General features: G+C 41.4%; 21 protein-coding genes, 1 rRNA gene and 2 pseudogenes. 3 read left to right on the top strand and 21 right to left on the bottom strand.

Annotated features, from left to right (window positions below; genetic code table 11):
* From BN3282_RS00835 to BN3282_RS00825, 3 genes are all read right to left on the bottom strand, one after another.
* Positions 1–330: ribosomal RNA gene (locus BN3282_RS00835) — 16S ribosomal RNA — on the bottom strand; the annotation flags it as partial.
* 215 nt (positions 331–545) lie between these two features.
* Complete coding sequence (locus tag BN3282_RS15160; RefSeq protein WP_059066252.1) at positions 546–740, bottom strand: hypothetical protein; 195 nt, start codon at positions 738–740, stop codon at positions 546–548.
* Between the two features lie 87 nt (positions 741–827).
* Positions 828–1721 (bottom strand): ROK family protein, encoded by an 894-nt coding sequence (locus BN3282_RS00825; RefSeq protein WP_059066251.1) that lies wholly within the window; start codon positions 1719–1721, stop codon positions 828–830.
* Positions 1722–1927: 206 nt separating this feature from the next.
* On the opposite strand from BN3282_RS00825, the gene BN3282_RS00820 reads away from it, so the two are divergent.
* A complete protein-coding gene (locus BN3282_RS00820; RefSeq protein ID WP_059066250.1) occupies positions 1928–3397 on the top strand; it encodes an arylsulfatase in 1470 nt (489 codons plus the stop codon).
* 13 nt (positions 3398–3410) lie between these two features.
* On the opposite strand, the gene BN3282_RS00815 is transcribed toward BN3282_RS00820, so the two are convergent.
* The 3 genes from BN3282_RS00815 to BN3282_RS00805 form a co-directional block, all read right to left on the bottom strand.
* A complete protein-coding gene (locus tag BN3282_RS00815) occupies positions 3411–4277 on the bottom strand; it encodes a carbohydrate ABC transporter permease (RefSeq protein ID WP_242866569.1) in 867 nt (288 codons plus the stop codon).
* A 50-nt stretch (positions 4278–4327) separates the two neighbouring features.
* The gene (locus BN3282_RS00810) at positions 4328–5221 is read right to left on the bottom strand and encodes a carbohydrate ABC transporter permease (RefSeq protein WP_059066248.1); all 894 of its coding nucleotides are present in this window, start codon (positions 5219–5221) and stop codon (positions 4328–4330) included.
* Positions 5222–5295: 74 nt separating this feature from the next.
* The gene (locus BN3282_RS00805; RefSeq protein ID WP_059066247.1) at positions 5296–6555 is read right to left on the bottom strand and encodes an ABC transporter substrate-binding protein; all 1260 of its coding nucleotides are present in this window, start codon (positions 6553–6555) and stop codon (positions 5296–5298) included.
* A 283-nt stretch (positions 6556–6838) separates the two neighbouring features.
* Between BN3282_RS00805 and BN3282_RS00800 the strand changes: the two genes are divergently transcribed.
* Entirely contained in the window at positions 6839–7687 is an 849-nt protein-coding gene (locus BN3282_RS00800; protein ID WP_059066246.1) for a helix-turn-helix transcriptional regulator, read from the top strand.
* Positions 7688–7761: 74 nt separating this feature from the next.
* Here BN3282_RS00800 and gnpA read toward each other — a convergent pair whose 3' ends face one another.
* The 12 genes and pseudogenes from gnpA to BN3282_RS14505 all read right to left on the bottom strand — a co-directional run.
* Entirely contained in the window at positions 7762–9924 is a 2163-nt protein-coding gene (gnpA, locus tag BN3282_RS00795; RefSeq protein ID WP_059066269.1) for a 1,3-beta-galactosyl-N-acetylhexosamine phosphorylase, read from the bottom strand.
* Positions 9925–10235: 311 nt separating this feature from the next.
* A complete protein-coding gene (locus BN3282_RS00790; RefSeq protein WP_059066245.1) occupies positions 10236–12719 on the bottom strand; it encodes an SHIRT domain-containing protein in 2484 nt (827 codons plus the stop codon).
* A 110-nt stretch (positions 12720–12829) separates the two neighbouring features.
* Positions 12830–14026, bottom strand: coding sequence for a YSIRK-targeted surface antigen transcriptional regulator (locus BN3282_RS00785; protein WP_059066268.1), 1197 nt, complete (start codon positions 14024–14026; stop codon positions 12830–12832).
* Between the two features lie 689 nt (positions 14027–14715).
* On the bottom strand, positions 14716–15333 hold the full coding sequence (locus BN3282_RS00780; protein WP_059066244.1) for a hypothetical protein: 618 nt from the start codon (positions 15331–15333) through the stop codon (positions 14716–14718).
* Positions 15334–15345: 12 nt separating this feature from the next.
* Positions 15346–16173 (bottom strand): metal ABC transporter permease, encoded by an 828-nt coding sequence (locus tag BN3282_RS00775; protein ID WP_059066243.1) that lies wholly within the window; start codon positions 16171–16173, stop codon positions 15346–15348.
* A 1-nt stretch (position 16174) separates the two neighbouring features.
* Positions 16175–16882 (bottom strand): annotated as a pseudogene (locus tag BN3282_RS00770) (metal ABC transporter ATP-binding protein).
* A gap of 11 nt (positions 16883–16893) precedes the next feature.
* A complete protein-coding gene (locus BN3282_RS00765) occupies positions 16894–17478 on the bottom strand; it encodes a metal ABC transporter substrate-binding protein (protein ID WP_082667414.1) in 585 nt (194 codons plus the stop codon).
* Positions 17471–17899 carry a PrgI family protein gene (locus BN3282_RS00760; protein WP_059066242.1) on the bottom strand — a complete coding sequence of 143 codons (429 nt, stop codon included), beginning with the start codon at positions 17897–17899 and terminating at the stop codon, positions 17471–17473. Before BN3282_RS00760 ends, BN3282_RS00765 begins: the two co-directional genes overlap by 8 nt.
* Before the next feature lies 1 nt (position 17900).
* Positions 17901–18137 (bottom strand): hypothetical protein, encoded by a 237-nt coding sequence (locus BN3282_RS00755; RefSeq protein ID WP_059066241.1) that lies wholly within the window; start codon positions 18135–18137, stop codon positions 17901–17903.
* 87 nt (positions 18138–18224) lie between these two features.
* A complete protein-coding gene (locus BN3282_RS00750; RefSeq protein ID WP_059066240.1) occupies positions 18225–18542 on the bottom strand; it encodes a type II toxin-antitoxin system RelE/ParE family toxin in 318 nt (105 codons plus the stop codon).
* The gene (locus BN3282_RS00745; protein ID WP_059066239.1) at positions 18526–18813 is read right to left on the bottom strand and encodes a type II toxin-antitoxin system Phd/YefM family antitoxin; all 288 of its coding nucleotides are present in this window, start codon (positions 18811–18813) and stop codon (positions 18526–18528) included. Before BN3282_RS00745 ends, BN3282_RS00750 begins: the two co-directional genes overlap by 17 nt.
* A 95-nt stretch (positions 18814–18908) precedes the next feature.
* Positions 18909–19097, bottom strand: a pseudogene (locus BN3282_RS14505) (hypothetical protein); the annotation flags it as partial.
* A 281-nt stretch (positions 19098–19378) separates the two neighbouring features.
* Here BN3282_RS14505 and BN3282_RS00740 point away from each other — a divergent pair.
* Entirely contained in the window at positions 19379–20557 is a 1179-nt protein-coding gene (locus BN3282_RS00740; protein ID WP_059066238.1) for an ISL3 family transposase, read from the top strand.
* Positions 20558–20756: 199 nt separating this feature from the next.
* Here the strand turns inward: BN3282_RS00740 and ppdK are convergent, their stop codons facing one another.
* The 3 genes from ppdK to BN3282_RS00725 all read right to left on the bottom strand — a co-directional run bounded on the left by ppdK (position 20757) and on the right by BN3282_RS00725 (position 26551).
* A complete protein-coding gene (gene ppdK, locus BN3282_RS00735) occupies positions 20757–23381 on the bottom strand; it encodes a pyruvate, phosphate dikinase (protein WP_059066237.1) in 2625 nt (874 codons plus the stop codon).
* 250 nt (positions 23382–23631) lie between these two features.
* A complete protein-coding gene (locus tag BN3282_RS00730) occupies positions 23632–25029 on the bottom strand; it encodes an aminopeptidase (RefSeq protein WP_059066267.1) in 1398 nt (465 codons plus the stop codon).
* 130 nt (positions 25030–25159) lie between these two features.
* On the bottom strand, positions 25160–26551 hold the full coding sequence (locus BN3282_RS00725; protein WP_059066266.1) for a glycine--tRNA ligase: 1392 nt from the start codon (positions 26549–26551) through the stop codon (positions 25160–25162).
* Positions 26552–26578 lie beyond the last annotated feature (27 nt).

Below are 26578 nucleotides of genomic sequence, written 5' to 3'. Positions count from 1 at the left end.
ATGTGGCCGGTCACCCTCTCAGGTCGGCTACTGATCGTCGCCTTGGTGAGCCTCTACCTCACCAACTAGCTAATCAGACGCGGGTCCATCTCATACCACCTCAGTTTTTACCTCTGCACCATGCGGTGCTGTGGTCTTATGCGGTATTAGCAGTCATTTCTAACTGTTATCCCCCTGTATGAGGCAGGTTACCCACGCGTTACTCACCCGTCCGCCGCTCAGTCACTTCACTTTCCTTCCGAAGAATTCCACCAAAGCGCTTCGCTCGACTTGCATGTGTTAGGCACGCCGCCAGCGTTCATCCTGAGCCAGGATCAAACTCTCGTATAAAAAGGTTGGACTTGGTTCTTTCAAGTCTTACCGTTTATACGCTCCGCACGTTCTTAACGAGGTTTCCCTCGAGTTTAGAACTGTTGGAGCTTCTTTGTTCGTCCGGACCAGAATTAACTACTAGCTAATTCTTATCCTTTTACTGTTCTTGGTTCGTTTTCCAAACCGTTCTTTGAATTTTCTCTTAAGAATTTTCAAGGATCGTTGTCTATTGTTCAGTTATCAAGGTGCTTTGTTTCGCTCTTGAGCGACAACTTCTTTATCTTACCAAACTCATTGCCTGTTGTCAAGAACTTTTTTATTTTTCTTTGCCGCTGCTCAGGTTTTTCTTTTTCTTCACCTTTGCGACTATGCGCCGCTTTCTTCTCGCTTTCTAGCGTTCTCTCGCGACAGCTTGTATAGACTATCACATCTCATCGTACCTGTCAACCCTATTTTTACTTTTTTTACTACTTTTTATGTAATGTTCTCCTTTTTATACTGTTTGACACATTGCTTCATAATTCTCTAACAAGCATCGCCGCCCCTACAATCCCTGGTTCTTCCAAAAGTGCTTCTTTAAATACAACTTTCTGCATCCCTTCATGTATCATACTTCGGTAATATCTCTCCATTTTTTCAAAAAATACATCCTTCCCTTTCATCACACCTCCGCCGACTACAAACACGTGCGGATCGATCACGTGCCCTACCGCGCAGAACATCATTGCCAAATCATAGGCCATCTCATCCACAAGCTTTATCGCTCTCTCATTGCCTGCACGAGCTAATTCAAATACATCTCCGGCATCAAAAATCGTATCTGAAAAAAGTTCACGCCCTTTCCGGGTCAACGCGGTGCCGCTTGCCTCATTCTCCACCGCTCCCACATTTAAGATATTATACTTTTTACGGTTTCGGTCAATGCATATATTGCCGATTTCTCCCGCATGTCCGTTCTGACCGCTTACCACTTTCCTGTCGATCACAAGCGCTCCGCCGATCCCTGTAGAAATCGTCACATAATATACAATAGGGTATCCCTTCCCCGATCCTAAAACCGCCTCTCCTAACGCCGCTGCTTTCACGTCATTATCTATGCGAACAGGTTTGCGGAAATAGTCCTTCATATAGTCTACAATTGGAAACCCAATCAGTTTCGGCAGATTCGTAGACACGATGATTTTTCCATGAACTGTATCAATAGGACCGGGAATCCCCATTCCAATCCCCTTGCAATTTTCATATCCATCCAGACCTTTAATTAAAGAAATCATTGTTTTCATCACCGCCTCGGCGCCCTTTTCAGGATGACTTTCATCCTTGTTCATACACAAGATCGTACCATCTTCCTTTACGACAGCCGCCCTTACATTTGTTCCGCCCAAATCCACACCAATGAATGTTTTCATGATCATACCTCATTTCTTTTACATTTTTTCTTGATTTCTTTTTCCACTTTTTTATGGACAGTTTTTTCAATAACCGATTTCTCCATTGCTTTTCATCTCTGCTTGTATTATGTTGGATATATAATACGAGATACTTTTGTCCCATGCTTTAGTACATCATAAGGCAATAAGAGGATACAAAATACATATAGCAAGGAGGAAACAAAATGAAACAGCCTAATATTCTTTTCATTATGACCGATCAGCTTAGAGGCGACTGCCTGGGATATGCCGGACATCCTGATGTAAAGACCCCCTACCTCGATACCCTCGCTGCAAAAGGCATTGTCTTTGATCACGCATACAGTGCATGCCCAAGCTGCATTGCCGCTAGAGCCGCGCTTCATACTGGAATGGAACAAAGTCATCACGGACGTGTCGGTTACGAAGACAATATAACGTGGCAATATACACACTCTCTTGCCGGAGAACTCTCTACAGCTGGATATTACACCCAATGTGTTGGCAAAATGCATGTCCATCCTCTCCGCAACTATCTTGGTTTCCACAATGTAGAGCTGCATGATGGATATCTCCATTCTGCACGTTATGCAAACGTCTCCTACCAGGAATCACAATTTATAGCAGATGACTATTTCTACTGGCTGAAACAAAATCTTGGCGTATCCGCAGATGTTACAGAAACCGGTCTGGATTGTAACAGTTACCTTTCCCGTCCGTGGCTGCGTGAGGAAATATATCATCCTACCAACTGGGTCACTGATCGCAGTATTGATTTTCTGAGAAGGCGTGACCCCAACAAACCATTCTTCCTGATGGCTTCTTATCTGCGTCCTCACCCGCCGTTTGATGCACCCGCCCACTACTTTCATCTATATGAAAACAAATCGCTTCGCCCTCCATTTATCGGTACATGGGAAAGTACAGAAGAATTAGAGAAAACTGGCAGAATATTCGATTCAAAAACCGGACCGCTAGATCCAGAATTGATACGGCAGGCGCAAATCGGATATTATGCATGCATCACCCATTTAGATCACCAGATAGGGCGTTTGATCCTTGCTCTCATCGAGCATGAACTCTATGATGACACGCTTATTCTTTTTACCTCCGATCATGGCGAAGAGTTATGTGATCACCATATGTTCCGTAAATCTCGTCCCTATGAAGGAAGCTGCCATATCCCCCTATTTCTTTCTGCCGGGAAAAATGTGGATCTGGGCATTAAGCAGTCTTGTGTATGCCGCAGCATACTCGAACTGCGGGATGTCATGCCTACTCTCCTAGAAATCGCAAAAACAGACATTCCAGACAGCGTAGATGGAAAAAGTTTCCTTGCACTTGCCCAATCCCCAAAAGAAGCACCCCCTTTGCGCACATGGCTCCACGGAGAACATTCCTATGGGGAACATTCCAACCAATGGATTGTAACCGAAACCGATAAATACATCTGGTATACGCAGTCCGGTACAGAGCAATATTTCCATCTTAAAGAAGATCCCCATGAACTATGCAATGAAATCCACAACCCCGTATACCAGGACAGGATCCAATACTTAAGAACCCTTTTGATCAACTGCCTAAAAGAACGCCCAGAAGGATTCGTCGAAAACGGACGTCTGATTCCAGGAAAAGAATATCTGCCGACTTTAGCTTCCGCACTGTCCCCGGCATAAACATATCAGAATATCAGCCTTTTACGCCTCCGCCTGTAACGCCAGATATAATCTTCTCTGATAATAGGATGTATAAAATAAAAGTAGGCAAAAATACGATCACCACTGCAGCAAACAGGCCTCCATAATTTCCCGTATACTTCATAGAATTTACAATCTGCAGAAGCCCTACTCCAACAGATTTCATCTTGTCTGTACTTGCGAAGATCAAAGCAATAAAGAACTCGTTCCATACAGACAGGAAATTAAAAATCGTCACCGTGATGATCGCCGGCTGGACCAACGGGAGCATAATTACCCAGAAGGTTTTCACCGGAGCGCATCCGTCAATCGCCGCCGCTTCCTCATATGTTTTTGACAGCGTGGCAAAGAAATTCAATAGATAGGTCGTCGTAAACGGCACGTTCAAGAAAATATACAGCAACATCAGCAAGAGCCGCCCTTTTATCTGCCACTGTGTAGCCAAAGCAAAAAGCGGCATAATGATCATAATAACCGGTATACTCATTGCTATGATCAACCCTGATTTAATCATTTTGTTTCCCACAAATTCGTATCTGGACAATACATATGCCGCCGGAGCCGATATCAATATAACGAACACACAGGCAACTGCAGCGTACAGTAACGAGTTCAAAAAAAATACTGATACGTTCTGCGTTTCCCATGCGCTTTTATAGTTCTCCCAGTGAAATCCTGTCTCGAACTTAAAAATGGAACCGGTAAATATTTCCGCAGAAGTCGATAAACTTGCTCCCAATATCCAAATCAAAAATGCCGCTGTAAATACGATCCACACAGTTACGATCAGGTATCCCGGCAAAAGAGACAATTCTCTTTTCCAGTTTATTTTCTGTTTATATTTATTCTTTTTACTCATAATTCCCTCCATCGGTATAAAAACAATTTTCCCTGATTGTATGCTGTCCCTTAAAATTCCAAGTCATCCTCTTTTATCAATTTGTTCATAATAAAATAAATGATAAGAACTAAAACAGCAAGAACTACACCGACCGCCGCACCTGCTCCTGCGTCTCTTACCGCAGTATTCTTACCGCCGAACGCTGTATCATACAGATAAACAACAGGAACAATTGTCGTCGCTTCCGTATCGATCGGAGAAAACATTTTCGACCAAACGAAAAATGTGATCGTATGCACCGTCCAAAATGTGATATTCGTCTTGATAATACCACGCAGAAGAGGTATTGTAATTTTACTGAACTGCTGTATTTTATTTGCGCCGTCTATTGTCGCCGCCTCAAAAAGATCCTGCGGAATCCGTTCAATACCGCTTATAAAAATCAACATATAATAACCGATAGCGCCAAATATAAACGCAAACAAAAGCGCCCAGAACTTCATGTTCGTACCGAGCCATTTCACACCGTCAAAACCCAAAGAATTTAAAAGCCTGTTCAGCATACCATAATCCTGATTATAAATGTATTGGATCCACATGGTTGCCATTGCGACTGCACTAATAACGTTCGGAAGATAAATCGCAGCCCGAAAAAATTTCTTGTATCGAATTCCGCTTGTGAGAATCACTGCAAATAAAAGGGCGATCGACAGCGTCAGGATTCCGCCGAACAGCCATATCCTCCCCATATTCAACATAGATACACGCCAGGTTGAACTTCCGAAAATCTTCAGATAGTTCTCGATTCCGTAAAAACTCCATGTAGACACCTCGTCCGCTATATCTTCTATTTTAAAAAAACTCATTACAAGCGTTCTAATCGTAGGATATAGAAACATAGCCAGGACGCTTACCACACATGGCAGCATAAAACCAAATATCATCCGCCTGTTTTTCTTCAACTTTCCAAACCCTCCTTAAAAAAGAGGCGACCTACACAACGATATGCCGCCTCTTTTGTTATCTGACCTATATTTTAATAGAGAGCATCCATAGCCTCTGCAAACTCCTGACCTGTAGCAAATTTCCCTTCATACAGTTTAATGATCGTATCTTTAAAATTTGCTTTTAAATCAGAGTTATCATTCATTCCCATATTCCAGTCTAACGGAGCAGTTGTCTCTTTTAGAGTCTCAATAGAACCGCTTAATGTATCCGGCTCTGTATTAGACGGATCTGCTGGAATCTGTGAAGCTGTGTCAGCCATCTTCTGGTCCCATTTCCCAGATGTCAATAACATAATAAAGTCAAATGCTGCCTGTTCGTTTTCGCTGTAAGAAGAAATCGCGATAGAATTCGCCCCGGCAAATGCGTTTACCGGATCCACTCCACCTTCTACTTCTGGATAGTTAAACATTCCCCATTTTAATTCGGCGCCTGTATTTGTCGCCACCTCTGAAGTAACATAATTCGCGCACACTACCATTGCAATATCCTGTTCTGTTCCCATCTTGTTCTGACTTGCCGGATATTCGTCAGGTGCTCCTTTTGCCAGATATCCCTTCTTTACAAAGTCAATAATATCATCCGCTGCCTGTGCAACACCTTCTTGCTTACTCCATCCGCCGTTAATCGCCATATCTTTAATCACATCTTGTCCGATGATACGATCCAAATGGTAACCATAGGTAAAATCTGCATATGCACTATCTAATGCCAATGGCTGATACCCGTTATCAACTAATATCTGGCACACCTCCAGAAATTCATCCCATGTTGCCGGAGTCTCGCTTATTCCGCAGTCTTCAAAGATATCTTTGTTATACCATACACCACCAACCTGCGGCTGTTCTGTAATAGCGCACAGGAACCCTGCCCATTCAATCACCTTATCATTGAAACACGCAAAACTCTGTTCCGCATATCCTGCCTCCTTAGCCATATCGGTCAGATCATAGGAATAATCCGCATAATTCTTTGCAATATTCATGTAGCTGTCTTCAAAAATGTCGATCTCCTCTTCGGAAGACAGCGCCGTGGAAAGTAATGTATTGATATCTCTTCCCTTCCACTCAATATTGATCGTTGCTCCCGTCTCTTCTGCAAAAGCGTCTGCCGCCTCCTGAATCACCTTTCCCTGCGGCTCCGAAGAATTCCACATAGACCAATAATTCAAAGTAACTCCGCTATATTTCCCATCGCTGTCGTTTCCGCCGCCTTCTTTTGATGCACATCCTAGGACTGACGCAGCCAGCAGCGTCGTTATAAGAGACAAACTTACTATTTTCTTTTTCATAACAATTTTCCTCCTTTTACTTAGATTTGTTATTTTGGGTTTTGTTATATTAATCTTACCTTCTTCACTGTAATCTTTCTATTCGAATATTTCCTCTATTTTTATAAATATTGACTTTTTACAGTCTAATCCGTCTTATAACGCTCAAAAAACCTTTAATTATAGTGTAATTCCTTGTATTTTCGCTCTTTTATTTTTAGATTTCTTGATTTTTTTTCCTTGTTAAGGCTATAATAAAGCCATCTTCAGAGGTTTTTCATATAAATAGTCAGGAGGCCTGGTTATGAGTTATCAATATCACTCCATAAAGAATACAACTATACAAATACCACAAATCTGTCTCCGCTCTGTTTCTTTCTCTAAGGACGACTCTGATTGGGGCAGTATACTTCATACGCATGGCTTTACAGAGCTTTTTTTAGTCGTAAACGGAAAAGGAAATTTCTTATTTAAGGACAGTATCTATCCCATCAAGTCCGGTGATCTGATTATTATTCCGCCTTATGTGGGACACAGCGAACAGTCGCTCAAGGATACTCCCCTGGAGTATTATGTTCTGGGGATCGACGGTATTATTTTCACTAAGAAGGGCGAGCAGACGGCAGAACAGATTTTTTTTCATCTTAAAAACAAAGCCGTATTCACTGATCTCTTTTCTCAAATACTGCGTGAAGCACGCCGAAATGAATACGGGGCAGACGCTATCTGCCAGCATTTATTGAAAATACTCATTGTCAAGATCACCCGTCTGCAAAATTTAGTTCCTCTTCCGGTCCAAAATACACATATCGCAAAAGAATGCGCCTACATAAAACAGTACCTAGACTCCCACTATTCTGATCGCATTACATTAAATACGCTGGCGAGACTTACGCATATGAATAAATACTATATAGCGCGTTCTTTCACAAAATATGTAGGAATCCCTCCCATACAGTATCTAAATTTAAGACGTTTAGACGCCGCCTGCATGCTGTTAAAAGATACAGACCATTCTCTTTCTAATATTGCTTCTATCGCCGGTTTTTCTTCACAGACATATTTTTCACAGGCATTTCGCAATCAGTACGGAATCGCGCCTCTTAGATACAGGTATCTACACTCTTGGACTGCTCCTACTTCTGACAGATAATATATGAAAAACGTATTGCAAAGAGTTCTTACTCCTGAGCAATACGTTTTTTCTGCCGCCTATTTTTTTCTGGTTCAGATTTCATACCAGTAAATTCCCGTCGCCTCTAGATCCAATTTAAAACTACTTCCATCTCCTTTATATACGATAGTACTCTGTGGCTCATATGCATTGTTGACAACACAGTATTTTCCATTTTTCACATAGGCATGCACTTCTACATTATAATTAGAACTGAACCATTTGTGCAATTCCTTTTCTCCATGCGCAGACCATAGAACCGCTCGGTACAAAAGGCGGCTGTTCTCAGAACTATAGGGCAGTCCGCTGATATAGACACAGCGCCCGCTTCCAAATTCATTGACAGCAAGCTGCACTTCCTTTTCTCTCTGTACGAGGATCTTCGTACCATCCAACGCATATATATTCTTCTTACCCTCTCCAAAATCTATCTCGCCTTTATAGTCTTCTATAATAAAATGAGGATATTCTTTCCAATTATATTTATCTACATTAAGGGTAAAACCTGTCTCTTTTTCCACTCCCATCATCGTAGCAAGCTGAAAAAAGTGTCCTTCATACTGATGAGCCGCCGGCTCTCCCACTCCGATAAAACCTCCGCCATTGTAGACGAATCGCTTCACCGCAGATAGGATCTTCTCATCTGTCCAATTTTCTCCGCCCGTATACGCCGTGTCCGCGTCTCCCACATTGAGGAGCACATCCATCTCATCCAGAATGCCCGGCTTTTTTCTGATATCATCAAAACTTATAAAACTTATATCGAAAGGCGCTCCGCTGAGTGCCTCGATAATTCCCGCATAAGAATAATTCTGCTTGTGGTAAATAGCATGATGTACCATGTGGTTACCCCAGGCGCGCATTTTCCCCCAACAATTCAAAACTGCTACTTTCTTGACACAATACGGCTCCGCTCCTTTAATATTTTCATAAAGAGTGCGAAACTCCCGGCACACACTCTCTACATAACTGATAAACTCTGGAAATTTCACCGCCAGCTTTAAATATCCCCCATAGCCTATCCGGTCAATTGGTTTTCTCAAAATCGCACGTCTGGCCGTCACCCAATTCGTCTTCGCCTCCTTGACTGGATCTGCGCCTTCATAGAAGGTATCCGGAAAGAAATAAGGGAGAAGTCGGCCTTCCACATAGTTTACCCCTTCTATGTCACTGATAAGACGTAGCGTAGAGCCGTTCCCCACACTCCCTACGACAGCATCCAGACCAATCTGTTTAAATTCCTCCATAAAAGGCTCTGTTCCAATCCAGTGATCGCCTAAAAACATCATGGCTTCTTTGCCATATTCATGGGTGATATCTACCATCTCTTTTACCAGTTTCGCCACTTCTCTTCTCTGGAAACCCTGGAAATCCAAGAATTCCTTCGAGGGGATCCTGTACGGATTATTCATATATCCCTGATCAATAATAAATTCCGGACGAAACTTATATCCAGCCTCCCGCTCAAACTGTTCTAAAATATACGGGCTTACAGAAGCCGAATATCCGTACCAGTCCACATACTTCTCCCGCGCCAGTTCATCAAAAATCAATGTGAACTGATGGAAAAACGTTGTAAAACGAATGACATCCACATGAGCATTATCTTTCAAATATCTGCGCAATCGTTTCATAGAATAGGCATGCGTCTTCGGCTGACGTACATCAAAGGTAATCTGCTTTTCAAAGTTGCTCCAGCCATTTGTCACTGCATTGTACATATGTACCGGATCCCACATAATGTATGCCAAAAAACTTACTGTATACTCATGAAATTCTTTTGTATTATGGATGGTTACATCTCCGCTTTCTGCATCATAACTCCATTGAGACGCTGGAACTGTCACTCCTTCTGTACGATCGATTATCTCCCACCATCTCGTTATATCGTCTCTGTCATTTACCTTTAGCATATCCGGATACAGATGGTCCATTAGATGAACGGACAGCTTACTTCCCACAGCAGTATAGAACGGAGTCATTATATACATCTGCTGTATCTCGTCTAGATTCTTCTTTGCCCACTCATTATCCTTGCGTGTCGTGTAGTAAGTCGAATATACTTTGGCCTCCACATGTTTTAAGGCCTCCGGGTAATCTGTTCCATCGCAGTCCCTGATCGCATCCGCTCCCCATTTTTCAATTAATTCCAGTGTCTCTTCCACCACGTCCACATCTGTCGGAATAGTTACTCTTCCTTTTGTATATTCTTCCACGTTTTCCCCTTTCTTTATTTTTACATATTTTTTGTTTTCCACATAGTCGATATATATCCTATCTATTTTTATATTTATAATACGTAAAAATCAAGGTGTGAATCAAGACACTCGTTGCCTATATTTTTATAATTCTTGCGCATTTTGCAGCCATTTCGTACCTTTCAAACGATATTCGCTTGTAAAAATTTTCAATAGCTGATCTAATTTCAATATTCTGCATAACATATTCGTAAATTTTCTCTTTCGCACATTTGAAAAGGACACCTCATTGGGTATCCTTTAACACGAATTAATTACTTGTTTTCTTGCTATACATTTTTATTTCTTTTACGCTTTTTAGCAAATAGAACAGCTAATGCACCACTTGATCCAACAAACATAAAAGCAAATAAACTTATATTGGACATATCACCTGTTTTTGGATTTTTAGTCTGTTTATTAGGCTTTGTTGGTTTGTTTGGTTTCTGTGGCTGTTGTGGTTTGTTAGTAGTTTTTTCTTTTACTGTAACAGTAATTGTCTTTTCAGCAGAAGCTCCGTTTTTGTCAGTCACCTTATATGTCACATGATAAATACCTGCTTTAGAAGTATCTACATCATTCGCAATGATATTATCCTTTGTCAGCGTAATACCGCCATCTTCTTTGTCCGTTGCACTAACGCCTGATAATGGGTCAAAAGTATCTCCTACATTCAATGTAACATCATTTGCTGAAATCGTAGGCACATTATTGATAACACTCATATTTGGGGAAAACTTCCATTCACCAACTACCAACATATTGTCATTAACTACTATTTCTGTTCCGTCTTTCCAGCCTGTGAATACCCACTTTCCATCTTCTACCTTGATTTCAGAATCAGCAAAAATAGGTAAAGTTACTTTATCGCCTTTTTTAATGCCACTTATTGGGTCTGGAAGTAAATCCAATATATCACTTGGCAAATCTCTGTCTGCAGTTGTACTTTTAAATTCAAAAAGAATTTGATACTTTTCAGTTGGATCGACCTTATTCCCGTTGATATAGTTAATATCATAGTTTGTCAAAAGGGAATCCACAGGAAAAATATTTTTACCTGTCACAGATGTTTTTGAAAATTTAAGATTCGTAAACTCATCTGCATTTTCAGGCGGAGTGTAAAGTCCATATGAAGCGGAGTTGTTTTCGAAGCTCACATCACCTGCAAGTTTAACAGTCTGATATTTGGTTGTATCCGCCGGATTGCCATAATCAGAATTTCCGGTATAAATTGCACCGCCCTGTATTGCAAAATTATCGGCAAATGTACTGTTACTTACATTTATTCCAGCATTCTTGTGTAGGTATATTCCTCCACCATATTTAGCTTGATTTCCTGTAAATGTGGCATTTTCTATCTTAGTTTCTGCCGTACTTTCCTGAATGAAAACACCGCCGCCATGCGCTCCGTTATTTCCCTCAATCGTTCCCCCTGTTATAGAAAGTCTGCCGGTATCAGATACAGCGATACCGCCTCCGCTGGCAGTCGTCTTATTATTAGAAATTGTACCACCAGTCATGTTCATTGTGCCATGTAACATAATCGCGCCACCATTACTGTGACGGGTACTCCCCCCAACTGTAACTTCAGTGCCAATCGCTTCACAACCTTCAATAACACCACCTTCTACGTTAAGCTGTGTACCTACATCTATATAGGCCGCTCCGCCATCATAGCCTTCTGAGCTTTTGCAGTTTTCGATTCTGGCGCCTTCCTTAATCGTCGTTACGACGCCTTTGCCGTTGCCTAAGGTAACGACTGCTCCGCCTGACCACGGCGTATACGGATCACTTCCTCTCCCAAGACAGTTTCTTATAACGGTTCCCTTATCCAAGATAATCGTGGTAGCCCTTGTATGCACTCCAACACCTCCATCCGAATAAATACCTCCCATGGCATTGTTCCCATCCAGGATGATATTCTTCAGAATCAGAGACGCATCACCGCCAAGACTGAAATGCTTTGATGACCACGCCCTACCCGGGTCTGCGCGCGTAATCACAAATTGATTCCCCGGAGATGAGGTAACAGTGACCGTCGCATTCATAGGAATGACCGGAGCCCTGTCATCTTCTGTATAATCACGGGTTACCATAACGGTATATGCATTCCACTTATCTTTATTATCACCGTTAATAGCTCCCAGTGTCTCCTGAAGCGTGTCATATCGACCAATTTCAGAGCCGTCCGTGTCTTTGGTAACGATAAATGTTTTTTCCGGTGTTTCTGCTGGCGGAACTTCCAATATTATATTTTCTATTTTAAAGGATTTTGAATACATCGCAAATGATACGGTTGTATCATCTGTTTTGGTATAGTAAGAATCTGTAACATTATCATCCGTCACGACAGATACATTCATATCATTCACTTTAACAGCAGGGACATTATCGGGAAATGCTTTTCCATCTGTTACCTTAAGATTCTGGATGTCAAATCTTAAGCGATATTCTTTTCCAGCCTCGAACTGTACTGTTTCCGATGTGGGTTTTGCGTAATCCCACGTTCCGTCAGCCTGTTTTACCCTCCAGCTTAGAAATACTTCACTATCATCTGTAAGGCTGTTCCCATCATTTGGCTGAACATTAAAACTATCTGGTACTGTATCTCCAAGAACCGGCTTTTTTACCTCGTCCGTATCAAACGATAAACTTAAAACTTCCTGTAGAGCTTCTTCGGCATGTACAGACATTGTGCCTGAGAACATTGTTCCAAAAGTTAACATCAGCGCTAAAAGCATTGAGAATTTCTTTTTTAACTTTCTTTGTATCATAACTTCTTTTTACTCCTTTCTTGTGTTTGATTATCTTTTATCTAACCATTTAATTCAGATTTTTCATCTATAAGAATCACTCCCCCTGCAATCAAAACAGGTCTGATTTTCTATACCACAATATTTGTATCCCTGAATTGCTGTGGTGTCACACCTGTATATTTTTTAAAAGTGCGGTAATAATGAGACAGATCATAGAAACTCAAACACCTTGCAATTTCTCCTATCGGAACCCCTGACCGAATCATCATCTTTGATTCCTCAATCTTTCTCTGGTTGACATACTCATTGATGGATACGCCTATTTCTTCTTTAAATCTGCTACGAAGTGCACTTTCTGATAAATAGAACTGTTTTGCAAGTTCTGCAACTTTGATACTGTCATAAATTTTCAAATTAATATATTGTAAGACACATCGAATCAGGGGTGTTCTGGCCTGATTCGATTCCCCGTGAAGCTCTTTTGTAAAATGGATGATCGCACTGTCTCGCGTTGCTAAAACCCCTATAAACTCTGTTTGTTCCTCTAGCTTTCTAATATAATAACTTCTCAGTTTGATTACTGATAGAATATCCTTCCCGACCTGAATTGCCAGTGATGCCAGTTTTTCCAGAATAATAATCGTATAATTCTTTTCTGTTTTCAAAGAACTGCTAGTCAAAATTGGCAAAACACTTGTTCCCAATTCTACAAGACCACTTTTTAATAATTCAATATCGCCCTGACTTACAAGATTCATGATTTTATTTTCATAATCAAATGTGTATTGCTCCACACGGAAGGAATCATACACTGTGTCTCCAGATGGTTTCCTTACCAACTCCAACTGGTTTTGCGCCACTTGCTCATACAGTTCTTTCGAATAAACATCCTCCAAATCCATATCAAACAAAAATCCCAGAAGAATCAAACAATCTCTGATATCTCCCAGAGGATATACGGGAAGCGATACATAATATTCCCAACACTCGTTTTCTTTTAAAACTTTTTTGCTTTCTTTTGTTAGATTATTATAAACATGAGAAAAATCCGCCCTTGTAACATTGTTAACCCTAAAAGCTCCAATCACAATTTTTACATCCTTATACCACAGACATAAAAAAAGTTCATTTAACATCCCGCTATAAAATTGTACAACTTCTTCTGAGATAGTCCTTTCTTTAAATTCATAAGAAATAGGATGCTTATAAACTGATTTATAGCTTTCTAAAACTTTATTTGTTTCTTTTTCCAATATCCATACCGGCATTTTCAACATGACATGTAAGGATTTGACTTTTTTCAAATCCTGCTCATTTAAATTCATATAAAAAGTCCTCTCTCTTTGATATGTAAACACTCGCTTTCTGCCTTCCATTCTTTGCCCTTCTCATAGTGCTTAGTAGTGTCAAAGATCACCTGTTTTTACCCGAAAAAATGATTTTAATCATTTTCTACTATACAATAACTACGAAAAAAAGTTAATTGTATAAATTATGAAAAACGTGTAAATTTCATTTTATTTTAGTGATTTTCATTAAAAGAAGGATAGAAAGAATAAGTAAGTATAAAAGAACTCTCAAATTGGATATTATGAAACATCCAATTCTTTTTACCCAGACAATACGTACGAATCGTACGTTCGCCTGCTGATTTATGAATCGGAACATTGCCATTTTCGAGAAATATTCTTAAAATGGATGAAAGTTGCATTGGAAGAACCCATTAGCAAGGAATCCAGCCGGCATTCTCTAAAAACAAACTTCGACCTTACCATAACGACTACTGTTGCCTCTCAAGCAAAACAAATGCTGAATTCGTAACATGCATGGAAGATATATCTTACATCAGTTTGAAGGTTTACACAAAGTTCGGAACCTGTTAACAAACTCTCTTTTTCAGTGTTTATTTCTATATATTTTTTGAATGCCATTGCCGATAAGAAGCATTCTTCTATTGCTTTTTGAAGACCTCTTTTCTGAATTATTATCTTCTACTTAACCAAATAATTAATGATTATTTTTTTACTTCCAATGAGGTGTCTTTTAACCGACAGTAATTACCGCCTTCTTTCTGATAGGTTTCAAACACACCTTGCACCACCACATTCGTGTTGTCCTGTGGGTATTCATCCGGATATACATGACTTCCGTCATCCCAGACAAATTCTAAGCCCTGGGCACAACATGCCATAGCATCTTGAATAATACAGTAATGACAATGCCGGTCTGTCCGTTTATCATATCCGGCATAATAAAGTCCATCCATACGAATTGTTTTTCCTATATAGGCATCCGGCTCTATCATCATCTGATAAACAGTAGCATATACCATATCGCTATTCATAGTAGTAAGATCATAGTCCACGCCATCCGCACTCTGCGGAGCTACTTCTTCCAATGGTTCTGTTTGGCTGCCCATACTTGGATTTTCTTCTGTATCAATACTTCCCGTGTCTGATGTCTCTGTATCTGCGCTCTCGCTTGCATCATCAGCATCGTTGATTTGCTCTTTGATTACCTTATCAACAGAATTGCTATTATTTACAGGATTACGACTTCTGTCATTGTTGCTGCATCCCATTATCAAAAGGAACATCAGAAACAGAACAGGCAATTTTTTCACTTTATTCATATCTCTACCTCCCTACCCCCTGCCAATCACATAAGTAATTCCAAATGCCATTATATCAATCACTACAATTGTAGAACCTACCGGTGTTCCCGCAAGAATAGAAATCAAGATGCCTGCCAAAGCGCATATCACAGACAATATGGACGAACAAATCGTAACGCTCAAAAAACTCTTAAATATCCGCATGGCAGACAACGCAGGAAAGATTACCAGCGCAGAAATCAACAGGGAACCAACTAAGTTCATAGCCAGCACAATGATTAACGCAACAATAACGGCAATCAACAGATTGAATAAATCTGCCCTTGTTCCCGTTGCTTTTGCAAAATTTTCATCAAAGGTCACAGCAAAAATCTTATTGTAAAATAGCAGGAACAAGATCACCACGATAATCGACAGTACTGCGCACAACCAGACCTCGCTTTCTGTCAATGTCAAAATAGAGGTGGATCCAAACAAGGTGCTGCATACATCTCCCGAAAGATTTGGTCCAGTGGAAAAAATATTCATCAGCAGATAACCAACCGCCAACGCACCCACCGAGATCATGGCAATCGCAGCGTCTCCTTTGATTTTTGTATTTTGCCCGGTACGGAGCAGCAAAATGGCGCAAATTACAGTAACGGGCAGGATAAAAATCATATCATTTGTAAAGTTCAAGATTGTCGCCACCGCCATAGCGCCAAAGGCAACATGGGAAAGCCCGTCTCCAATAAAGGAAAATCGTTTCAATACCAGTGTTACGCCAAGCAGGGATGAACAAAGAGCAATCAAAATCCCGACAACCAGTGCATACCACACAAAGGGATATTGAAAATAAAATGCCAACTTCTCAATCATTCTACTTACCTCCTGCTGTTCCGGCAAAGCTCTTTCCAATACCGCTTTGCAGGTATTCCTGTTTCGATCCAATAAAGACACTCTGACCAATGTGTAAAATGTGACTGGCATAATGAACCGCCGCCGCAATATCATGGGAAATCATGATAATAGTCATTCCGTCTCTTTTGTTTAATTCTTCAATGAAACGATACATTTCTACCGTCACTTTTGGGTCAAGTCCTGACACTGACTCATCTAAGAGCAGCACCTTGCGGGCGGCACACAAAGCCCTTGCTAAAAGGACGCGCTGCTGCTGTCCGCCGGATAACTCCCGATAACAGTTTCTGGCAAGATGACTGATCTGCATTTTTTCCATAGCTGCAGCGGCAAGCATTTTCTCTTCTCTGCTGTAAAATGGGCGAAAACTGCAACGATTCTGGCATCCAGAGAGAACGATTTCTCTCACGGATGCCGGAAAATCCCGCTGTACCAATGTCTGCTGTGGAAGATAACCGATTTCATTCGGTTTCAGCCCGTCACCTATCAAAATACTACCGCTAACAGGAGGCTACAAAAGAAGCAATGTTTTCATCAAGGTGGATTTACCAGAACCATTCTCTCCCACAATGCAAAAGTAATCCCCAGAGTGAATAGAAAAGTTCAAATTTTGTAGGATAGCCTTACCGTCATATCCCAGCGATAAATTTTGACAAATGATTTGAGCCATGATACCCCTCCTTATTTCAACGCTTCCTTTAAAATCTCAAGATTATTTTCCATAATAGAAAGATAAGTGGCACCGTTAGAAACATTCTCGGAAGTGGTAGACTGCATAGAATCCATCGTCAAAATTTTCTGATTTTTCTCCTTCGTATTTTGGATGATTGTCTGTGCAATTTTCTGATCGGATTTTTCAATTGTCAAAGCGTTGTGCAAACCAAGTTCATCTACTTTCCCTGCAAGAAATGTAATCGTTTCAAAACTGGCCTCCGTTTCTGCGGAACAGCCTGCAAAAGCGGCATAGTAGCTTAATCCATAGTCATCCACCAGATAGCGGAACGGAAAACGATCACCGAACAAAAGTGTATTCCGTTCAGAAGTATCTACTGTCTGCTGATATTCCATATCCAAATTGGATAGTTTTTCTACATATACGTCAAGATTTTTCTTATATAATTCCGCATTATCAGGATTAAGTTCAGACAGCTCATCGGCGATTGCAGTGCAAAGGACCTTCGCATTTTTCAAGGATAGCCAAACATGTTTTGGTACGACAAACTTTTCCTTATCCTGCCTAAACAGATTTTTCAATGTCTTAATCATACGATACCTCCTTGCTCTTTTGAGATTTCTTTCTCTGTCTGCTCTTTTGCTTTCTGCGGATACGGATACCCAGAGCTTCTTTTTCGTGGATGTAAATCGTTTCTTTTAAGGCTTCATAATAGAGATTATCTGGGGAAAACAACAGCTTTTTTGGCATGATAAACTCTGATTTTATCCGTGCCCAGACGAACTGCTCCGCTGTCATCCCGTTGTACTTGATAAAACCCAAAGCTGCAAAAGGCGAAGCTCCTAAAATACACATCCAGCTTAATGTTTCCGTGCCAAAGTACGGACGGAGCACAAAATACAAAGCCATCGCCACGCCACAGGCAAAGACAGAAAAAATGAACTGCTGCATCGACAGTCCAAAAAACATACTTTCCGTATAATTACGGATCTCCTTATTTATCTTGACCTCCATATTAGCACCATCCCTTCCTAACCTCTCCTGTCGCTATAAAAAGGATGCTGCGTTTTGGGACATAAAGCAATCCAGAAACAGCATCTCCTATTTCAAATATTTTGTTGTCGTCTGCCTTTTGGAATTTTCCCACCAGTCCTTTTTCAACAGGCAGGTCGTATTCTTCTGACGCTTCAATCACTTCTCCATTCAGTAAATGAATACGATAAATCTGGTAATATTTTTCTTTTTTCTTCATTTCTATCATCCTTTCTTGTTGATACTTTCAGGCACAAAAAAATCGCCACCCAACTATAAGTGACGATTTCTGAAAGTTGTTTTGTTGTTATCGAATGAGCCAACTGTAATCCTGCCTACAATCTACCACATAATCGGCGTAGACTATATCGTCTACTATCTGGAATATGATCATATAGCGTTTCTCAAACAGGATAAAACGATAAGCATTTCTTGGGATATATTCCCCTGTGAGCCACGGACATCTCTGCGGCATCAGTTCTAATGAATTTGCAGCCTTTTCAAATTCAGCTGTCAGCCGTTCCGCCGCTTCTGGACTGACCTGTGCCAGAAAAGCAGCGTGGGAAACAAGCATCTGCGTTGCCCGTTCCGATACAATCACATGGTATTTATTCTGCTGTTCCATGACCTGCCGCCTCCTTGATTGCACTACGCATCATCGCAGCGACTTCATCAACAGAGTAGCCTTTGCTTCCACGCATCCTATCTTCCTCTACGGCAAGCAGTTCCTCACGCAGCTTCAGCATTTTTTCCCTGCGGTTATAAGTTTCAATATCCATAACGACTAAATCTCCCTCGCCGTTCTTGGTAAGGAAAATCGGCTCTGCGGTCTTTCTGCACATATCGGCAATCTCGTTGTAATTCTGGCGGATTGCTGCGGATGGACGAATATTCATAACAAAACCTCCTTCTCGTATATTAGATAGTATTATTCTACCCATATTATACTCATTTCATACAACCAAGTCAATACGCACAGAAAAATTTTGCATTACAATCCCATCATCTCACGCACTACTCGGTCTGCCATTTTGACCGCACCAACTAAGATGAGTATATTAAAGATCAGCTCGCCTACATAACTCTACACCATTGTAACTGCCGCCGCATCAGAATTGACAACAGGCGGTGCTGCGGCAAAGAGCGAAAAGATAATACAGGCAAGCACAATGATCGCTCCTCAAAGCAGACCGCCATCTACATACAGGGCGGTCAAGAGGGCAAACCACACGATGGAAAGAATACCGCAGAAAGCAAGGAATGACAATATTTTTATCATAAGCGTCCAATGCCAGATGGTAGCGTTCTTCTCTCATCGTCAGCACCTCCGTTCTTAACTTCATTATATAGAAGAACTGTCATGGTACTCAAATGTGCAATAGGGGTAAAAAATAGGCATAAGGTTTTAATTCCTATATAATTAAGTCACCACAACAAAAAATATAGAAAGGATGAAAACCTATGCCTGAATCTTATTTTATCTCAAAAATCTTCGAATTGGAAGACATTATCTTAAATGATGTAAAAACAACAAACACCGAAATGCATGTTTTCTTCTCGTTAAAACGAAAAACACATGCTTGTCCTAATTGTGGTACTCTCACGAATCGCATCCATGATTACAGAACCTCTATCATTAAAGATATTCCTTTTATGGGAAAACTTTCTTTTCTTCATTGCCACAAAAGGAGATATCATTGTCCTCATTGCCAAAAACATTTTTATGAGAAGTTTGCTTTACTGCACAAATATTGTCGTATTACTACTAGACTTGCTTTTTATGCTATTCAACTTCTCAGCAACAGACAAAGCGTTCGTTCTGTTGCTGCTTTAACCGGCGTTTCGGATTCTTTTATCTTCCGACGTATGCAGGATGTTCCATATCCGAAACCTTCTCATCTTCCTGAAGTGCTATCTATCGATGAATTTCGAGGCAATGCTGGTGGACAAAAGTTTCAGGCTATCCTTACCGATGCCAAAAATCATAAACTTTTTGATATTCTTCCGACTCATTCTCAAACAGAATTGATGCTATATTTTCAAATGTTTCCTAATAAAAAACAAGTGAAATATTTTGTTACAGACATGAATACCGTCTACAAAGATTTGGCTAGACAATACTTTCCAAATGCCACCATAGTAATTGACAGGTTCCACGTCGTTCGATATGTTACCTGGGCATTGGAAAACGTACGTAAACGCATCCAAAAAGAACTTCACCCATCGAAGAGAAAGTATTTTAAAAGAAGTCGAAAGTTATTACTTACACACCAAAACAAACTAAGCAAAGAAAGCATGGATGCATTAGAGATCATGCTTCTACAATCCTCTGATCTAGCAACCGCTTACTACTTAAAGGAATTGTTCTATGAATTTATGGCTTCCTCCACTCGAACAGAAGCCACAAGAAAACTCAAATTTTTTATACTAGCTGCTCAAACAAGTGCACTAAAAGAATTCAAAGCATGCCTCACAATGCTCGGAAACTGGTCAAAATATATCCTTAATTCCTTTGAATGCCAATATACAAATGGATATACAGAAGGAACAAACAACGCAATCAAGGTAATCAAGCGAAATGCCTTTGGCTATCGCAACTTTAATAATTTTAGAAATCGAATTTTCTTATCCTTAACGTAAACAGAGACAGGAAATCATCTCCTGTCTCTGTAATAAATCTTTTACCCCAACTCTTGACAAAGAGCCTTTTTAATTAAGGTCTATGAGAACCCGTACAATGGTATGTCTCCATTGATCTTTCCTTATATACTGTCCGTTAGCCTTTCGATAGGCTGCTGCCTGCTCGAAACTAAGCGGTAATTCAAAGGAAAGAGAACTCCTACCTTTGTGCGATAGCTGCCTGTGCTGCTGCCAGTCTTGCGATCGGCACACGGAATGGTGAGCAGGATACATAATCCAGACCCAGCTTATTGCAGAATTCTACAGAACTTGGATCTCCGCCGTGCTCTCCGCAGATACCTACGTGCAAGTTCGGATTTACCGGTTTTCCTAATGTAATAGCCATATCCATCAGCTTGCCGACACCATTCTGGTCAAGTTTAGCAAATGGGTCATTCTCGAAGATCTTAGCATCATAGTAGGCCTCTAAGAACTTACCTGCATCATCACGAGAGAAACCAAATGCCATCTGTGTCAGGTCATTTGTACCAAAGCAGAAGAAATCAGCTTCTTTTGCGATCTCGTCAGCCGTAAGAGCTGCTCTTGGGATCTCGATCATTGTACCAACTTCATATTTCAGATTGCTGTTTGCTGCCGCAATCTCAGCATCTGCTGTCTCAACAACGAATTTCTTCACATATTTCAGTTCTTTGATATCTCCTACAAGCGGGATCATGATCTCCGGTTTTACTGTCCAGTCCGGATGCGCTTTCTGTACGTTGATCGCTGCACGGATGACAGCTCTTGTCTGCATCTTAGCAATTTCCGGATACGTAACTGCAAGACGGCATCCACGGTGTCCCATCATTGGGTTAAACTCATGCAGACTGTCGATGATTGTCTTAATCTGCTCAACTGTCTTACCCTGTGCGTCAGCCAGTTTCTTGATATCTTCTTCCTCTGTCGGAACAAATTCATGAAGCGGTGGATCAAGGAAACGAATCGTAACTGGGTTGCCTTCCAGAGCCTCATACAGAGCCTCGAAGTCTCCCTGCTGCTCCGGAAGAATCTTCTCAAGCGCAGCTTCTCTTTCCTCTACTGTCTCAGAACATATCATCTCGCGGAATGCATCGATTCTGTCGCCTTCAAAGAACATATGCTCTGTACGGCAAAGTCCGATACCTTCTGCTCCCAGTTCACGTGCTTTCTTAGCGTCTGCCGGTGTATCCGCGTTTGTACGAACTTTCATAGTTCTATATTTATCAGCCCAGCCCATGATCCGTCCGAACTCACCAGCGATCGTAGCATCTACTGTCGGGATGATTCCGTCATAAATAGCACCTGTAGATCCATCAAGTGAGATGCTGTCTCCCTCGTGGAACTCTTTTCCTGCTAATGTAAATTTCTTATTTGCTTCGTCCATAGCGATTTCGCCACATCCAGATACACAGCATGTACCCATACCACGAGCAACTACAGCTGCGTGAGATGTCATACCACCACGAACTGTCAGGATACCCTGAGCAGATTTCATACCTGTGATATCTTCTGGTGATGTTTCCAGACGAACAAGGATAACTTTCTCTCCTCTTGCAGCCCATTCAACAGCATCGTCAGCTGTGAATACAACTTTACCACAAGCAGCTCCTGGAGATGCCCCAAGCGCTTTCGCCATTGGTGTTGCAGCTTTCAATGCAGCAGCATCAAACTGTGGGTGAAGCAGTGTATCCAAGTTACGTGGATCGATCATTGCAACTGCTTCTTCTTCTGTTCTCATTCCCTCATCAACAAGGTCACAAGCAATCTTCAGAGCAGCCTGCGCTGTTCTCTTACCATTACGTGTCTGCAGCATGTACAGTTTGCCATGTTCTACTGTAAACTCCATATCCTGCATATCTCTGTAGTGAGTTTCCAGAGTTTTGCAAACTTCTTTGAACTGAGCAAATGCTTCTGGGAATTTCTGTTCCATTTCTGAAATATGCATTGGTGTACGAACACCGGCAACTACGTCTTCTCCCTGCGCGTTTGTCAAGAATTCTCCAAACAGACCATTCTCTCCTGTAGCTGGGTCACGTGTAAATGCAACACCTGTTCCACAGTCATCTCCCATGTTACCAAATGCCATCATTTGTACGTTGACAGCTGTTCCCCAAGAATATGGAATATCATTGTCACGGCGATATACATTGGCACGCGGGTTGTCCCATGAACGAAATACTGCCTTAACAGCTCCCATCAGCTGCTCTTTTGCATCAGCTGGGAAGTCTTCACCGATTTTTTCTTTATATTCAGCCTTGAACTGTCCAGCCAGAGTCTTTAAATCTTCTGCTGTCAGTTCTACATCCTGTTTTACACCTTTTTCTTCTTTCATCTTGTCGATAAGTTCTTCAAAATATTTCTTACCAACTTCCATTACTACATCAGAATACATCTGGATAAATCTTCTGTAGCAGTCCCATGCCCAACGAGCATTCCCGGATGCTTCTGCCAATGTCTCAACAACTTCCTCATTCAGACCCAGATTCAGGATTGTATCCATCATACCAGGCATGGAAGCTCTTGCTCCGGAACGAACAGAAACAAGAAGTGGATTTGTCTTATCGCCAAATTTCTTTCCTGTAATCTTTTCCAATTTTTCGATAGCTTCCATGATCTGTGCCATGATCTCATCATTGATCTTTCTGCCATCTTCATAGTACTGTGTACAAGCCTCTGTAGTTACAGTAAACCCCTGTGGTACCGGGAGTCCCAGATTTGTCATCTCTGCGAGGTTTGCACCTTTTCCGCCAAGAAGGTTTCTCATTGTAGCGTCACCTTCTGTGAACATATAAACCCATTTTGCCATGTTCTAATGACCTCCTAAATAAAATTTTACAAATAAATTTGCATTAAGTCGCATATAATATTCTAATTGTTTTACCCCTTTCAGTCAAGCGTTTTATTGGTAAATATACACAATATTTATTCCCTGTTTTGTATATGTCAATATTACAAAATAGGAAATTCTGCATAAATATACCTTGTCGGGCGAAGCCGGCCTGTAAGGTCTGTATGACGGGATACACAGATAGGTATGCTTTTATATCTTCTTTCTGCTACTTCATTTGCAAAAATGCTCGATATCCTTTCACTGCCTCGTATACATCTGCCTTGCTCGTCACTTCATAAGGCGCATGCATATTCAAAACTGCCACGCCGCTGTCTATGACTTCCATACCATAATTTGCCATGATATAAGCGATCGTTCCGCCTCCGCCTAAGTCTACCTTTCCCAATTCAGCAAACTGATACGCCACCTTTGCTTCATCCATCACCTGTCTTAATCTTCCAAGATATTCCGCATTTGCGTCGTTGGAACCTGACTTTCCTCTGCTGCCGGTAAATTTATTGAACGTAAGCCCATTTGCAAAAAACGCGGAACTGCGCTTCTCGAATGCCTCTGCAAACATCGGATCATACGCCGCGCTTACATCTGAGGAAAGCATTTTAGACCTGGAAAGCGCTCGGCGGACTTTCAATTCAGATTCTCCTTCTGTAAGCGCCACCAATTCTGCCACTGTATTTTCAAAAAATTTAGAATGCATCCCTGTTGCGCCTACACTTCCGATTTCTTCTTTATCTACAAGCAGACAGCATCCTGTCCTCACCGGCTGTTTTACGTCCAGCATGGCAAATAAAGAGGTAAACGCACATACCCTGTCATCCTGTCCGTAAGACAGTATCATACTTCTGTCAAAGCCACAATCTCTCGCTTTTCCCGCAGGCACGATCTCCAACTCTGCGGAATAAAAGTCTTCTTCTTCCATTCCGTATTTTTCTTTGAGTATGCGCATCACATTCTTTTTTACAGCATCTTTCTCTGCTTGATCGAGATTTTCTGTCTGCTCGATCGGGCGGTTTCCGATCAGAAGATCCAGCTTTTCTCCTTCGATCACTTTAGACGCCTTCTTCTCCAACTGTTCCTGCGCCAGATGGACTAAAAGATCTGTGATCACAAATACCGGATCTGCTTCCTCCTCCCCTACATTCACCTTGACGACAGTCCCATCCTTTTTCACAATAACGCCGTGCAGCGCAAGCGGCTGCGCCACCCACTGGTATTTCTTGATCCCGCCGTAGTAATGCGTATCCAGATACGCCAGCCCCTCGTTTTCATAGAGAGGATTCTGCTTTACGTCAATACGCGGAGAGTCGATATGCGCCCCCAGGATGTTCATTCCTTCTGAAATCGGCTTTTCCCCAATGCAAAAAAGTGCCGCCATTTTAGACATACATACAGCATATACTTTATCCCCGGCACTTAGCTTCTTTCCTTGCGCAAGTATCTTTTCTATGTTCTGATATCCTGCCTGCTCTGCCATATCTACTGTCAGCGCGACACATTCACGTTCTGTCTTTCCTTGATCCAGGCAGGATTTATAACGCTCATTCAATTCATTCAATTCCTGCATCTGCTTTTCATTATACGTTGTCCATATATTTCTTGCTTCCATTTTCTCTGCCATCCTTTCCTTATCTCAGTATTCTTCTTCACTTCTTTTCCCCACAGACAGCCTGCGCTTCTGCTTAAAAAGAGAGGAGATACCCTTATATTAAGAATATCCCCCATCGCATTACTTCATTCTACCACTCGAACTTTTTCTCAAAGTATTCTTTCAAGTCTTCTATTTTTACTCTTTCCTGTTTCATCGTGTCACGGTCACGTACGGTAACTGCTCCATCCTGTTCGGAATCAAAATCATATGTCACACAAAACGGGGTGCCAATCTCATCCTGGCGACGATAGCGCTTTCCGATATTTCCCCTGTCATCAAATTCACAGTTATATGTCTTAGAAAGAATCTCATACACTTTCAGCGCACCTTCATTGAGTTTCTTAGAAAGAGGAAGCACACCCACCTTCACAGGGGCAAGCGCAGGATGGAAATGCAGGACTGTACGTACATCTCCTCCTTCTAATTCTTCCTCGTCATATGCGCTGCAAAGGAATGCCAGTACCATACGGTCTGCTCCCAATGACGGCTCAATAACATATGGAACATATTTTTCCTTTTTCTCATCATCAAAATAGGTAAGATCTTGTTTGGAAACTTCCATATGACGGGACAGATCGTAATCCGTACGGTCTGCGATCCCCCATAATTCGCCCCAGCCAAACGGGAACAAAAACTCTACATCTGTCGTTGCTTTACTATAGAAAGACAACTCTTCTTTCTCATGGTCACGATACCGTACTTCTTCACTTTTGAGTCCCAATGCGCTCAGCCAGTTCAAACAGAAGTTCTTCCAATAGTCAAACCATTCCAGATCTGTATCCGGTTCACAGAAAAATTCCAGTTCCATCTGTTCAAATTCTCTGGTACGGAATGTGAAGTTTCCGGGTGTTATCTCATTACGGAAAGATTTTCCTATCTGCGCGATACCAAAAGGTATTTTTTTTCTGGATGTTCTCTGGACATTTTTAAAATTCACAAAAATTCCCTGTGCTGTCTCCGGCCGCAGATATACGATATTCTTCGCATCCTCTGTAACCCCCTGGAAAGTTTTGAACATCAGGTTAAATTCCCGGATATCCGTAAAATTATGTTTTCCACAAGAAGGGCACTTAATATCATGTTCTTCTATATAGGCTGTCATCTTCTCTTTGGACCACGCATCTACACTTCCGTCAAGTTCCACTCCGTTTTCTGCCGCATAGTCTTCGATCAGCTTATCCGCGCGGAATCTTTCTTTACATTCTTTGCAGTCCATCAGTGGATCGCTGAAACCGCCAAGATGACCGGAAGCCACCCATGTCTGAGGATTCATCAGGATCGCACAGTCTACGCCCACATTATAGGGACTTTCCTGTACGAACTTTTTCCACCATGCTTTCTTTACATTATTTTTCAGCTCCACGCCCAGATTGCCGTAATCCCATGTATTAGCAAGTCCTCCATAGATCTCGGAACCCGGATATACAAAACCTCTTGATTTTGCCAGCGCTACGATCTTATCCATTGTCTTTTCTACCATTGTACTGTTCCTCACATTCTCCTTTTT

The sequence above is a fragment of the Mediterraneibacter massiliensis genome (genome assembly GCF_001487105.1).
Taxonomy (GTDB): domain Bacteria; phylum Bacillota; class Clostridia; order Lachnospirales; family Lachnospiraceae; genus Mediterraneibacter; species Mediterraneibacter massiliensis.
This window is presented reverse-complemented; position numbering and strand designations above follow the sequence as displayed.